The organism is Streptomyces sp. NEAU-YJ-81, from assembly GCF_017592595.1.
Classification (GTDB): domain Bacteria; phylum Actinomycetota; class Actinomycetes; order Streptomycetales; family Streptomycetaceae; genus Streptomyces; species Streptomyces hygroscopicus_B.
Map to the genome: position 1 here is coordinate 1 of NZ_JAGFNO010000054.1, position 12,836 is coordinate 12,836.

Sequence of the window (12,836 nt, forward strand, 5' to 3'; positions counted from 1 at the left end):
CGCCTTCGGTGGCGGCCTGCCCGCCGCCCGACTCATTCTCCGCGGCGCCCGCCTCCGAGCCCCCCTTGGCCTTGGCGTCGGAACCCTGCGCACCGTCGGAGGAACCAGAGGAGCCGCTGGACCCGGCCGGGGCCGTGTCGGCCTGGCCCGCGGACTTCGTGTCGCCGCTGTCCGAGCCGTTGCAGGCCGTCAGGGTCAGGGCGGCGGCTGCGGTCAGGACTGCGGCGGCGACGCGGAGGGTGCGACGGCGGGCGATGCGGGCAGTGGTGTTGGAGCGCATTTCGGGTCCCCCAGGGCGGTCGGTATCGTGGTCTGCTCGGTACGACAACAACTCTGACCGGAGCTACTACCGCAATCGTGCCGCCCCGCTAACATCCGGCTAACACGGCTGTGACCAGGGAAAAGACGCCAAGGGCAGGCCCGTCCCCACCATGGCGGCGAGCAGTGGCAGGCCGATCAGGGAGCTGGCGCCGGTGTGCCCGAAGGACACCGCCCACCGTGCCATCGGCAGGGACCGGAACCGGTCCAACGCCGAACCAGCAGCGGTTCTGCTCGGTCGTGTACGCCCGGCGCGCCTTCGTTCTGGCCGCGCTGGTGTCGGCGGTCAGGTAATTCCCCACGATCTGCATGATCAGCGCCACGTAATTCCCCACCCGCGTGGTCACGATTCCCCACCGGGGCGCCGACCATCGATGGTGCCGCCGACCATGCTCGAACTGGCGTGATGTTCCCTGTTTCGGGTGGTTTGATCACCTGTTGGCTATTCCGTGCGAATCAGGCGGGTTCCCCATGGGCATGCCGGTGCCCGGGTTGAGGGACTGACCTCTCGAAGCCGTCACGGTCCCTCGATCCGCGAGCCGAGAGGCCGACGGACGCACCGGATGGCAAGGAGAACGTTCACCGTGGTCGACATCGTCGAGATCTACGTGCACTGGTACGCGGGCCGGTCCAAGAGCCAGGTGTCCGCCTCGCTGGGGGTGGACCGCAAGACGATCAGGAAGTACCTGGCGCCGGCGGAGAAGGCGGGGATCACCCCTGGCGGGCCGCCCATGAGCGAGGCGGACTGGGCCAAGCTGCTCAAGAGCTGGTTCCCGGAGCTCACGAGCCGGAAGCTGAATCAGGTCAGGTGGGGCGAGATCGAGCCGCACCGTGACTACGTCAAGGAACTGCTGAAGACCACGACGGTCACCACGATCCATCAACGGCTTCGCGATGAGGGCAAGTTGAAGGTGTCGCTGACGACGTTCCGCCGTTGGGTGCACGAGAACCTGCCCGACGAGGCGGCCCGCTCGAAGGTCACGGTGCTGCGGGATGACATCGAACCGGGCTCGGAGGCTCAGATCGACTACGGCTTCCTGGGGCAGTGGATCAACCCTACCAGCGGTAAACGGCACCGGATCTGGGCGTTCGTGATGGTGCTGCCCGCCTCGCGGCACATGTTCGTCCGCCCGGTAACGTACATGGACCAGCACGCCTGGACCCTCGCGCACGCAGAAGCCTTCCGCTTCTTCGGCGGCGTCCCGCGCCGCCTGGTGCCGGACAACCTCAAGACCGGGGTCGACAAGCCGGACCTCTACGACCCGAAGATCAACCGGTCCTATGCCGAACTCGCCTCCTACTACGGCACGTTGGTGGACCCGGCCCGCGCGTCGAAGCCGAAGGACAAGCCGCGGGTCGAGCGGCCCATGCCCTATGTCCGCGACTCGTTCTGGAGCGGGCGGACCTTCACCTCGCTGGAGCACATGCAGGCCGAGGCGCTGCTCTGGGCCACGAACGTCGCAGGCCAGCGGCAGTGCCGCCCACTGGACTGCGCGAAGCCGCTGTCCGTGTTCGAGGCGGTGGAGGCACCAGCCATGCTGCCGCTGCCTGAAGAGCCGTTTGTGCTGGCCCGGTGGTCACAGGCCACCGTCGGCCCGGACATCCACATCAAGGTCGGCCGCACCCTCTACTCGGTTCCCTGGAAGCTGATCGGCCGTCGGGTCGATGTCCGCTCCACCGCCACGATGGTGCAGGTCTTCCACGACGGCGAGCTGGTCAAGACCCACGCAGCACTTGAGCAGGGCAAACGCACCGACAAAAACGACTACCCGCCCGAGAAGATCGCCTTTCAGATGCGCACGCCGATCTGGTGCCGCGGCCAAGCCTCGCAGGTCGGGGACGCCTGCCGGGAGGTGATCGACCAACTGCTGGAGGTCAACGCCCTCTACCGGCTCCGGGCGGCCCAGGGAGTACTCGGGCTGCGCAAGAAGTACGGCGACGCCAGACTCGAAGCCGCCTGCGCGAAGGCGGTCGCGGTCGGTGATCCGTCCTACCGGACCGTCAAGGGCATCCTGGTCGCCGGCACCGAGACCGACCCGGAACCGGAAACCGGCGACGCCGGGGCCGCGGCCTTCCTGCACGGGCCCGAGGGCCTGTTCGCCGCCACCGTCCCCCTGCAGATCTCCGGCGAAGTTCACGATGACCAGGGTCACGCCGGCACCGATGCTGAGGAGGCCGGCCGGTGAGCGTGATGACCACCACCCTGCGCGAATCGCTGAAGACGCTGCGGCTGTCCGGCATGCTGGAAACCCTCGACGCCCGCCTCACCCAGGCCCAAAAGGGCGAGCTCGGGCACCTCGACTTCCTCCAGGTCCTCTGCCAGGACGAGATCACCCGCCGCGAGTCCGTCGCGCTCGAACGGCGCCTGCGCAGGGCGAAGTTCGAGCAGCAGGCCACCTTGGAGGGCTTCGACTTCAACGCCTCCCCGAAGCTGCCCGCCGCCCAGATCCGCGATCTGGCGGCCTTGCGCTGGCTCCACTCCGGCGAGTCCGTCATTTTGTTCGGGCCCGTCGGGGTCGGAAAGACACACGTCGCCCAGGCCCTCGGTCACCAGGCCGTCCGCCAGGGCGCCAACGTCCGCTTCAGCAAGACCAGCCGCATCCTCAGCGAACTCGCTGGCGGTCACGCGGACCGCACCTGGGACAAGCGCATGCGCGAACTCATCCGCCCCGACCTGCTCATCCTCGACGACTTCGCCATGCGCCAGCTGACCGCGTCCCAAGCCGATGACCTCTACGAACTCGTCTCCGAGCGGCAAGGACGCTCGCTGATCATCACCAGCAACAGGGCGCCCAGCGACTGGTATCCCCTCTTCCCCAACCCGGTCGTCGCCGAGTCCCTGCTGGACCGACTGATCAACGCCAGCCATCAGGTGATCATGAACGGTCCCAGTTACCGGCCCAACAAACGCCCCAAGAACCACACCGACAAGCCACCGGTCAACTAGATCAGCTAGGCCCCCCGGAAGGCTCACCAGATCCGGACCGATCCCGATCGAGCTCCTCCATCACCCGGCTCCGGAGGAGCTCGTACTCCTCACGGAGGCGACGCCACTCAGTGACAGGCGAGCGGGGGACGACGGTGCCGCCGGTGACGATCTCCTCCGGCCTGAACTGTCCCCGGGTGAGGTCGATCTCGACCCCCATGCCTATGCGGTTCCACCAGTGGTAGTCCCTGAACTCGCCGTTGACACGGACCTCGCCGCGGATCAACTCGCCGCCGAGCAAGTCGTTGAGGACCATGGCAGTGACCCCGCACTGGCCCCGAGCTGGGTTCTCCGTGCTCCATTGCGGCAGGTCCTCCGGCGGGCACGTGTCGGCGCCCCAGCTGTTGCGAACGGCACGTTCGATGTCAGTAAGAAGCAACGGCGTCATGACGAGCATTCTCGCAACGGCCACTGACAACCGGACCGCCCCTGAAGCCACTCACGGCGGGCACCTGGGGAATTACGTGACCACACCCCTGGGGAATTACGCGGTCGTTGACACGCTGGCCATGGAGCGACCAGCAAGAGGCCCCGGCGAGAGCGGGGCTCGTCAGACCCCTCGGCCGTCAGGGACGGTCAGTACACCTGGACGCGGGTGAGGACGATGTGCGGCGGGTCGGCGTCAGCAACGATCACGTACTCAGCCACACCGAGTACTCCATCCCGGCCGAGCGGCATCCGCCGCTGCTGCGGCCACTTCGCCGAGGCCGTACTGCCCGGCACCATGCCCCGGGTCTCGTTGATCTGAACCGTCGCCGCGATAATCGCCCCGAAGACCTCACCCGGCAGAGATAAGTCGGCCAGCAGCGCGTCGACCTATTCGGACAGCTCACAAGGCCAACCCTCCGGCTCCTGGCCGTGCGAGTCACTCAACGGGCAGCCCGGCCGCCAGGCGGCGCGCGACGGCCGCCGCGACGCTCTTCGTGGGCAGGGTGCCGTTCAGCGCGGCCTCGGTGAACCGGCCGGCGGACGGGTCGGTGTCGAGCATCGCCTCGCACCACCAACGGCGCAGCACCGCCTCGGCCTTCTCCGGCGCGGCCGCCAGGAGCTCGCGGTAGAACTCCATCCGCCGCTCGCCCTCGAGCGCGGCCGCGATACCCTCGGCGTTTCGCGGCACCCGGTCCGGCTCGTGCGGGTGAGGCTGTGCACTCATGCTGCCCCTTCCATCTGCTCAGAGTCTGCCGCGTCCCGGACCGCCCCGTCGACCGGATCGGCGTTGCGGTGACATTCGTGGCCGGTCGCCGCGGTGCCTCGCCGCCTGCATCGCGACGTACAGGGCGACGCGGGCCGGATCCGCTCCGGTGATGTCCCAGCCCCCCCTCGACACTCTCCGGGCGGTCGGCCGGATCCTTGGCCAGAAGGCCAGTTGCGAGGTCGTCCAGCTCCGGTGGGGCGTCCGGGCGCAGGCTGAGCAGGGGTGAGGGCTACTCGTTCACACTTGCACGTAGAAGTGGTCACCGTCCAGAACACGGTTCTTGGTGTAGAAATTGGCGAGGAATGCGCCTTGGCTGCGCTGCTCCGTTTCCGGCACCCATGCCCACCCTCGCGATTCCTCGGGCGTAGCGGTGCCCCCATTGAGAGTGGAAGCGAAGGGGTACTCGTCGCATTCCTTGCCAACGGGACGCGGGCCAACGATGGCGCTGCCGCAAACAGCGCCGCGGTTTCGTGCAATCCGGGATTTGTCAGTCGTCCGGGTGAGAGCTTTCAACAGGTTGCCGGGCACTCCAACGCCGCCGCGTCGCTGGACGGAGCGGATATTGGCGGCAATTGCCGGTAGCTGGGCCATCTCAGTGATGGTGGGAAAGAAGCGACGGACGACGCAGCCTGGCTTCTTACCTTTGAAGGAGTCGTCGCACCGTATTTCGGCGGCAGCCGGGCCCGAATCGCCCTGCTGGCGCTCGAAAACAGGATGGGCAGGGAGGATCGCGATGTTGGCCACATTGATATGGCTTTCGCCCTTCATGACGGCGTCCTGGAAAGACAGCGTCCCGTTCCAGTCATCTCCAGGGCGAGCGGTTGGGCCAGCAGCCGATCCGGAGGATGCGCAGGGAATTCTGCAGCTGCCCGTGATAGTGGTCACCGTGCCTCTGGTGAGGCCGAAGGCCTTGGTGACCTTGACGTGCACCAAGGCGCGGTAGCGATTGCTCAAAGATTCGGTGCGGTAGCCGATGGTGATATCGAAGAAGACTCCTCCCACGACCTTTCCACCCAGTTTGCTCCAGTCCCTGAGCACGATATTGGCAGGCATGGCGTCACACGCCGTGAACCGCGAAACCTCCGGGCAGTCGCGTTCCGCCCTCATGCCCGCCGGGACCCTCCTCGCCGATCCCAGGGCGGCCACTACCGTGTCCCCAGGCTTCGCGGGAGCCGCTTCCCACCGGGTGCCGCGCTGCGCCGGCGGAAACGGCGCAGCCCACGCCCCGCCGCTGCTGAGCGGTAGCGACAGGATCAGACCTGCCAGCAGCAGCTGGTATATGCGTCGTGCACGCATCGCAGCTCCTTCATTAGAGGAACATGACCTCGGGCACACCTCGGCAAAACGCAGAGAGATACGCGTCTAGGACAGCTGTTACGCACTGCTACAAGCCGGCTCCCGAGCCGTGCTGGCGTGCAGTCAAGGCATCGAATCGAGGTCACGGCGAATGTGCTCGGCAATGGCCCGGCAGCGTCGAGCTTCCTCAGTCTGCTTGGGATCGTCAAGACCGTCATAGACCTCTGCCCACCGGTCCAGTACAGCTACAACCAGGGACCATTGGGACTCGCTCAGTGCGATCGTGACCTGCTGGCCAGACCTTGGCCAGCTTGCGAACCCCTGCGGGTCAGACGGCCAGTCCGGGAGCGCATTCCAGCCTGCCCGGCGGACACTGACGCCGAGTTCGACAACCCCGGCCTCGTCGCCTCCCTCGCCTTCCACGCTGATCTCGTCGCCCATCGCGGAATCGATGACCAACCAGGACGCGACCGGCAGCTCCACTGAGCGCGGACCGGGCTCAGCGACATCCATACCTCTTTATGTTGCCGGGCAATACACTGCAGCGCGAGTTGGCCAGCTCCTATTTCTTGACAGATCTCGGGCGCTTCGGCAGGTTCCCCGCAGGCCGACCGATGAACCACTTGACGCGGGCCTCGGCCGCCGTCAGGTCGTGCGTGGTTGGTCGGTCCGGACGAGATCGTCCGGGTGTAACCAGGGGACGGGGCACTTCGCGGGTACACCGGATACGACGATGGTCACGCATTCCCTTTCTTGAGGTCATGCTCGGTAAGGCTGCATGGTCCATCCGATCCGGTGGCTGGCCGGGCGCTGCCGTGCCGGCGCCACCTGGTCCGCCGCCTCGGATACGACGACCGCCCTTCACCGTCGAGCGCTGGCGGGCGACGGCCAGCTGGCAGGTGCTCGGGGCGCGCTCCTTATCCATCGGAATAGGTCCGGCAGGTGTCTCCCTCGTTGGGTCGTAGAGGGCGCCGCAGGCGCAGCGGGGCCAGCCCAGGCAGGTGGGGCAATTGGGTGTAGGGGCGCGACGGGGCGGCCGCCCCGCCAGACGGGACTTCACAGACGCGCAAACATAGGTGAAACGGACGTATCTGGGCTGGCAAAAGCCAGAGAGCTTTCCGCCAGCGCGTCCAGAAGTTCCGCAAGGAACGCCAGCGGACGCAGTCCGAATTCGCGGCAGCGCTCGGTAGAACCAGCCGCAGGACCTCAGCGGCGACGACATCGGCGACGGCTGGAGCGAACAGGCGCTCTTCCGGATGGTCGCCTCGCTGATGCCCGGGGCCCGCGCGGTGCTGCGCCGGATCACTGACCTGGGCGGCACCGCCTCGTTCGACGAAGTCCAGCAGTACTTCGCCAACCATCCGATCAGCCCGATCACCAAGGCCAAGATGCGCGGAACCCTCACCAGCATCAAAGCGGTACAGCGCCGCGTCGCCCCGACCGGCGCCTCTCGGCTGCTCCAGCGGAACGAGCGGGCCCGGTTCTACCACATCGACCGGGCGCTGGTAGAGGGGCTCAGGCGGGCCTTCGTGCTCGCCGATGCCCGCCCCGACCTGCTGCGCGGTGAACCCGCCGCCCGCGTCACCTGACGCGGGTACCTCGTGGTCGAAGCTGCTCTCAGCCATTCAGATGAGGTGACAGGCCGCGTCCGCGTGCGAGCCCGGGCGGTGCGGTACGTAGAGCGGCATGGCCACTCACCCCGATCCCCCGCCAAACGCTGAGACCGTGAGCCCCGAATCCCTGGCGAACCGCAAGGGCTACAACGACCGCTTCCTGGGAGGGGTTGTACCGCTGCCCGTGCCTGCCGATTCGGGCATCGAAACGGTGATCCTCCCGTACACCAACTTCAGCGTCGTCTTCCGCCCGGACCGGCGGCTGGCCGCGGCAACAGCCGTCACGATCGACGGCGCGAACCTCGTCGATGTGCCACGCAATGACGACTGGCGCTTCGACCCCCGCCTTCCCGAAGCCCAGCAGGCCGGCCACCCCGTCTACAAAGACAACCCCCTGGACAAAGGCCACCTGGTCCGCCGACTCGACCCGGTATGGGGCACGGAAGCCTCCACAGCGGACAGCGACACCTTCCACTACACGAACGCCGCTCCGCAGATGGACATCTTCAACCAGGGCAAAAAGCTCTGGCAGGGCCTGGAGAACTTCCTGCTCGACCACGCCGAAAACTTCGACCGCAAGCTGACGGTCTTCACCGGGCCAGTGCTCGAGGACTCCGATCCGCCCTACCGGGGCATCCAGGTGCCGCTCAAGTTCTGGAAAGTCGCCGCGTTCATGCAGGACGGGGATCTGGCGGCCACCGCCTACGTGCTGGACCAGAGCCCCGACCTCACTAAAGAAGCCGCTGTCCAACCCTGACCAAAGCCTCGCGAGCAGGAGACCCTCCCCCGCTCGGCGCCTTCCGCACCTTCCAGGTACCTGTCCTGGACATCGCCAACCTCACCGGTCTGGATCTGAGCCCACTGCCGACCGCCGACCGGCTCCCCACCGGAAGGCGGGCAGCACAGCGCTGGTCCCTCCTGGAGTCCTACGACGACATCACCATGCCCACCTCGCAGAAGGACACATGAGGGCACGACCGTGCTGGACGCGGGCCCGGGGGCGGTCCCGGCGTTGCCCCGACAGGCGCAACGCCGCATGATCGAATCCGTACAGTCCGTTCGTACAGTGTCCCCATGTGGCGCCTTCCGCAAGCCGGTACCCTCGCCGTCCTCAAGCTCCCGGCCACCCTGCTGCTGGTCACCCTCGCGCTGATGGGCATCGGCACACTCCTGTCGGCGGGTGGCCTGACCGTGCTGACGGTGCACCCCACGCGGACGGTCACCCCGAACCCCACCGACACGGACACCACGTCCAGCCCACCGACCTCACCACCCACCACGCCCCCGACCTCACCCGTCACGTCCCCACCCACCTCACCGCCCACCTCACCGCCCACCTCCCCGCAGTCCGCGCCCGCCACGCCCGGCCCCGCGTCGGGCCCACTGACCCAGAACACACAGGAAGTGATGGCCAACTCGGCAGCGCTGCTCACCGCCTGGATCGGGCTCATCAGCCAGGTGCTCGCGCTGCTCACAGCGATGATCGGCCTGGCCGCCGCGGGTCGTCGCCCGCCAGCCGCCCAGCCCGCCGACGACGGTGGACCCGAGTCGCCCAGGAACAGGCGACCTCGCCACCGGTGACCGCCGTGATGCCACGCCCCTGGGCCGCGAGGCGTAACTGCTCGCCGGGCTGCCGGCGAGCTCTTCCGCGGGATCGCCTCGCTGATGCCCGGGGCCCGCGCGGGGCTGCGCCGGATCACCGACCTGGGCGGCACCGCCTCTCTGGACGACGCGGACGCCGTCGCCGCCCATGTCCGGGCGTCCCTGGAGACCGGCATCGCCACCGCCCGGTGCGAGTACATGGAGCTGATCGAGCCGGGCGAGCTGGACGCGGAACCTGCCTCGGTGGCGTCCGCGTTCGCCTTCGCCGCGCTCCAGGCGGTGCAGCAGGCGGCGCCGGAGTACCGGCGGTGCACCCTGACGATGCTGGGCCGGACCGAGGAAGCCGAAGCGGAGGCACGCCGGGCCTACGCGACCGAGCAGAAACGCCGCTGGTTCCACGCGAACCCTGTGGGTGCCGGGAATTATGTCACCCGGGATGACCTGCTGGTTTGGATCTGTCAAAGCTCAGCATGCCGCAAGCCGTTCTCAGGCAGCATGCCGGTCGTGGTCATACGGCTGATCTACCTGCTCGCCTGCCAGACCTTCCGATGGCTTGCCCTGTTCGGGATACCGCCGCATCCACGGCGAGCTCGTCGGCCTGCGACGCGATATCGCCGCCTCGACTGTCTGGTCGATCCTCAAGGAGGCCGGGATCGACCCGTCACCGCAGCGTACGGACCGCTCCTGGCCTGTCTTCCTCAAAGCTCAGGCCACTGCGATCGTGGCCACGGACCTGTTCCATATCGACACGGTCTTCTTGCGGCGCTGGTTCGTTCTGTTCTTCATCGAGCACGGCACCCGCCCTGTACACATCGCCGGCATCACCCGACACCCCACCGGCCCATGGGTTACCCAGCAAGCACGGAACTACCTCATGGACCTGGGAGACCATGCCCAGTCGATCAGATTCCTCATCCGGGACCGCGGTACATACTTCACCGACAGCTTCCACGCCGTCTTCCAGGCGATCGGCGTGCAGGTCCTTCCGACACTGCCCCAAGCGCCCCGAATGAACGCCATCGCCGAACCCTGGATCGGATCATGCCGCCACGAGGCCACCGACCGCACCCTGATCACCGGACAGCGACATCTCCACCCCGCCGTCAACGAATACGCACAGCACTGCAACCAACACCGCCCACACCGATCCCTTGGACAACGGCCACCGGGCCGACCAACTACCCCTGAACCGTGCCTGGCCAGCGACAAGACAGCAATCTCCCGGCGTGATCGACTCGGAGGCCTCATCCACGAATACAAGCAGGTCGCATAGGGCGACACCGTTTCCGGCCCCCACACAGTTCCGCACATACACATCGTGACAACCCAGATGCGGAAACAGCCCCTTCGGGAGAATATGTTCATGGCACAGCAGCGCTGCGAGGCGGTGTGTATGGCATCGGATCGGCCCCTGGGGGAACCGAACGCCCTCCGCGAGAGTCAGCACCGCCTCGTCCGACGGCGGGCCGGACAACGCTTGGGCCATTCTCTGAACCTGGTGCGTACGGCGCAGGACCTGGCGGACTGCTTGGTGCCCGGTTTTGCGGATCTGGCGGCCGTAGCTCTGGCCGAAGCAGTGCTGACAGGCGAGGAGCCGCCGCGCTTCACCGGCGGTGGACAACTCCATCTACGGCGGGTGGCTGTAGCCGCAGCTTCGGGATCGAGACCTACAGAGATCTTGCCTCCGGGAGCGAAGCACCCGCCCTACCCCGATTCGCCACTCCTGCGCGCCGCCCAGCGCGGTGACTACACGCTGGTGGCAGACCGAGCAAAGGCCGTTGCCCTGCTTGGGGACCAGGAACTCATCCGGCTCTTCATACCGCCCGGCGGCCATTCGGTGATCGTTGCTCAGCTCTTCGCCCGCGGACTCGTGCTGGGCAACATCAGCTTGTGGCGAACCGCCATGGCAGTTCCGTTCACCGACGAGGATGGGGAACTGATCCGCGAGATCGCCTCCCGGGCGGCCATCGCCGTCGACAACGCCCGCAGGTACACCCGGGAACACCGTGTCGCTACGGACCTGCAACGGCGTTTGATGCCACGCGGCGCCCAGCACATGCTGGCAGTGGAGACGGCGGGAAGGTACGTACCAGCGGGCGAAGGCGTCGAGGTCGGGGGTGACTGGTTCGACGTGATCCCCCTGTCCTCTCTCCGCGTCGCTCTCGTCATCGGAGACGTGATCGGCCACGGCCTGCACGCCACAGCAATGATGGGCCAGGTCCGTACCGCCGTGCGAGCCCTGGCCGACATGGAGCTCGACCCGGGAGAACTCCTCAGCCACCTTGACGACGTTATCCAACGACTGGCCTACGAGACAGAATGTGACCACCACGACGGCGAATCGGTGGGCGGCTCATGCCTGTACGCCGTTTACGATCCAGTGGGGTGCACGTGCGCCCTGGCCAGCGCGGGACACCCTCCGCCGTTCCTCATGCACCCCGACCGCACCATAGAGCAGATCCATATCTCTCCGGGACCGCCGCTCGGGGTCGGCGGATTGCCATTCGAGGTAACGGAAGTGAGCCTCGAACCCGGCAGCCTGCTGGCGCTGTACACCGACGGCCTCACGGATCAACCCGCGGGCGCCAGCGACGGAGGAGCCGACATCCCTCGACTTCTGGCCACCCTCACGGGGCGGGGGAGTTCATCGGATCTTGAAACTTTGGGCCGCAAAATGGTGTCCCAAGCCGTCGGGAAGCCGGCTCGCGACGACATTGCGCTCCTCCTCGCCCGCGTCCACGCGCTGCCCGCCGAGCACGTGGCGGACTGGGCGTTTGCCGCCGACCCAGCCGCCGTCACGAACATCCGCAAAGAAGCTGTGGATCGATTGGTCACATGGGGGCTGTCAGACGCGGCTTTCAGCACCGAGCTGATCGTCAGCGAGCTGGTCACCAACGCCATCCGCTATGGCGACGGGCCCTACACCCTACGACTCATCCGGGGCGACGTTCTGGTCTGCGAAGTCTCCGACCGCAGCAACACCCAGCCCAGACTGCGACGAGCACGCAGCACGGACGAAGGCGGACGCGGGCTCTTCCTCGTCGCGCAGATCGCCGACCGGTGGGGAAGCCGGTATCAATCTGTGGGCAAGACTGTCTGGGCCGAACAGCATCTGCCCAGCCTAAAGGCACAGCAAGCCGGCTGACCGGCGCCTGCCTCCTCGGTCCAGTACGGAGTCAGGGCACCGATCGGCAATGGCTGCAGCCAGCCCCAGGCACCCTGCCGTATGTCGTGGTGAACGAGCGAGTTGGCGGCTCAGCCGTATTATTCGCGGCCTCGATGCGTCGGACGATGGCGAGGTCCCCGCAGCTCGTGGGGAGTTGTGTCATGGCGATGTTGGCCAGCCGCTTCGTGCGGTCGGCGTCTGTGTCGATTCTCAGGACGGTCTCCGCGATCAGCCTGAGCACCCCCCCGTTACCCTTTTCGAGGCTCCGCAATGGGGTTTCTCCGGCCTTCGGGTCCGCCATGACTTCAGCTTGCGGCCCGGCAAGCCGTTGCAACTGCGTTCTTTCCCACCCCTCGGGGCGGGCATTCCCGGCACGCAGCGGCGGACTCCTCACCCTGGCGTAGTCCTCGCGGAATAGCGGCCACAACCAACTATCGCGCAACGTCGCAGATCTACGTCCGTCGCCCGCGCGTGTTCGATTTTATGTTCGATGACGTGAGGTGTGGGAGGTGAGGGTGATGACCACAGATGCGACGAGGATCTTTAGTTGGCGCAAAAGAGGGATAGTTGGAACTACGCCTGTCCTGGCCGGTGAAACCCCTGGTCGTGGCCATGGAGTGCGTACGTCTGGGACCCGGAGCGGGACGTGAGTGCCAACAA

General features: G+C 66.9%; 12 protein-coding genes and 1 pseudogene. 7 read left to right on the top strand and 6 right to left on the bottom strand.

What is annotated here, in order from left to right; all coding sequences use genetic code 11:
* A pseudogene (locus tag J5X86_RS47420) lies at positions 1 to 280 on the bottom strand (flagellar motor protein MotB); the annotation flags it as partial.
* A gap of 622 nt (positions 281 to 902) precedes the next feature.
* On the opposite strand from J5X86_RS47420, the gene istA reads away from it, so the two are divergent.
* Both istA and istB read left to right on the top strand, forming a co-directional pair.
* Positions 903 to 2,504, top strand: a complete 1,602-nt coding sequence (gene istA / locus J5X86_RS47425; RefSeq protein WP_208522840.1) for an IS21 family transposase — start codon at positions 903 to 905, stop codon at positions 2,502 to 2,504.
* Between the two features lie 5 nt (positions 2,505 to 2,509).
* Positions 2,510 to 3,265, top strand: coding sequence for an IS21-like element helper ATPase IstB (gene istB / locus J5X86_RS47430; RefSeq protein WP_208522841.1), 756 nt, complete (start codon positions 2,510 to 2,512; stop codon positions 3,263 to 3,265).
* A gap of 1 nt (position 3,266) precedes the next feature.
* On the opposite strand, the gene J5X86_RS47435 is transcribed toward istB, so the two are convergent.
* From J5X86_RS47435 to J5X86_RS47455, 5 genes are all read right to left on the bottom strand, one after another.
* Entirely contained in the window at positions 3,267 to 3,692 is a 426-nt protein-coding gene (locus J5X86_RS47435) for a hypothetical protein (protein WP_208522814.1), read from the bottom strand.
* Between the two features lie 188 nt (positions 3,693 to 3,880).
* Positions 3,881 to 4,030, bottom strand: coding sequence for a hypothetical protein (locus J5X86_RS47440; RefSeq protein WP_208522815.1), 150 nt, complete (start codon positions 4,028 to 4,030; stop codon positions 3,881 to 3,883).
* A gap of 139 nt (positions 4,031 to 4,169) precedes the next feature.
* Entirely contained in the window at positions 4,170 to 4,457 is a 288-nt protein-coding gene (locus J5X86_RS47445; protein ID WP_208522816.1) for a hypothetical protein, read from the bottom strand.
* Between the two features lie 279 nt (positions 4,458 to 4,736).
* Complete coding sequence (locus J5X86_RS47450; RefSeq protein ID WP_208522817.1) at positions 4,737 to 5,795, bottom strand: NucA/NucB deoxyribonuclease domain-containing protein; 1,059 nt, start codon at positions 5,793 to 5,795, stop codon at positions 4,737 to 4,739.
* A gap of 123 nt (positions 5,796 to 5,918) precedes the next feature.
* The gene (locus tag J5X86_RS47455) at positions 5,919 to 6,308 is read right to left on the bottom strand and encodes a hypothetical protein (RefSeq protein WP_208522818.1); all 390 of its coding nucleotides are present in this window, start codon (positions 6,306 to 6,308) and stop codon (positions 5,919 to 5,921) included.
* A gap of 743 nt (positions 6,309 to 7,051) precedes the next feature.
* On the opposite strand from J5X86_RS47455, the gene J5X86_RS47460 reads away from it, so the two are divergent.
* The 5 genes from J5X86_RS47460 (at position 7,052) to J5X86_RS47480 (ending at position 12,155) form a co-directional block, all read left to right on the top strand.
* Positions 7,052 to 7,384, top strand: a complete 333-nt coding sequence (locus tag J5X86_RS47460; protein WP_243983231.1) for a hypothetical protein — start codon at positions 7,052 to 7,054, stop codon at positions 7,382 to 7,384.
* 97 nt (positions 7,385 to 7,481) lie between these two features.
* On the top strand, positions 7,482 to 8,165 hold the full coding sequence (locus J5X86_RS47465) for a DNA/RNA non-specific endonuclease (protein WP_243983232.1): 684 nt from the start codon (positions 7,482 to 7,484) through the stop codon (positions 8,163 to 8,165).
* A gap of 317 nt (positions 8,166 to 8,482) precedes the next feature.
* On the top strand, positions 8,483 to 8,989 hold the full coding sequence (locus J5X86_RS47470; protein ID WP_208522819.1) for a hypothetical protein: 507 nt from the start codon (positions 8,483 to 8,485) through the stop codon (positions 8,987 to 8,989).
* Between the two features lie 574 nt (positions 8,990 to 9,563).
* Positions 9,564 to 10,283, top strand: coding sequence for an integrase core domain-containing protein (locus tag J5X86_RS47475; protein ID WP_208522820.1), 720 nt, complete (start codon positions 9,564 to 9,566; stop codon positions 10,281 to 10,283).
* A 90-nt stretch (positions 10,284 to 10,373) separates the two neighbouring features.
* Positions 10,374 to 12,155, top strand: a complete 1,782-nt coding sequence (locus tag J5X86_RS47480; protein ID WP_208522821.1) for a SpoIIE family protein phosphatase — start codon at positions 10,374 to 10,376, stop codon at positions 12,153 to 12,155.
* Positions 12,156 to 12,836: the final 681 nt, after the last annotated feature.

Coding starts and splice junctions, on each gene's coding strand:
- istB (WP_208522841.1), top strand. CDS start 2,510: ATGACCACCACCCTGCGCGAATCGCTGAAGACGCTGCGGCTGTCCGGC.
- J5X86_RS47435 (WP_208522814.1), bottom strand. CDS start 3,692: ATGACGCCGTTGCTTCTTACTGACATCGAACGTGCCGTTCGCAACAGC.
- J5X86_RS47440 (WP_208522815.1), bottom strand. CDS start 4,030: ATGGTGCCGGGCAGTACGGCCTCGGCGAAGTGGCCGCAGCAGCGGCGG.
- J5X86_RS47445 (WP_208522816.1), bottom strand. CDS start 4,457: ATGAGTGCACAGCCTCACCCGCACGAGCCGGACCGGGTGCCGCGAAAC.
- J5X86_RS47450 (WP_208522817.1), bottom strand. CDS start 5,795: ATGCGTGCACGACGCATATACCAGCTGCTGCTGGCAGGTCTGATCCTG.
- J5X86_RS47455 (WP_208522818.1), bottom strand. CDS start 6,308: ATGGATGTCGCTGAGCCCGGTCCGCGCTCAGTGGAGCTGCCGGTCGCG.
- J5X86_RS47460 (WP_243983231.1), top strand. CDS start 7,052: ATGGTCGCCTCGCTGATGCCCGGGGCCCGCGCGGTGCTGCGCCGGATC.
- J5X86_RS47465 (WP_243983232.1), top strand. CDS start 7,482: ATGGCCACTCACCCCGATCCCCCGCCAAACGCTGAGACCGTGAGCCCC.
- J5X86_RS47470 (WP_208522819.1), top strand. CDS start 8,483: ATGTGGCGCCTTCCGCAAGCCGGTACCCTCGCCGTCCTCAAGCTCCCG.
- J5X86_RS47480 (WP_208522821.1), top strand. CDS start 10,374: ATGGCACAGCAGCGCTGCGAGGCGGTGTGTATGGCATCGGATCGGCCC.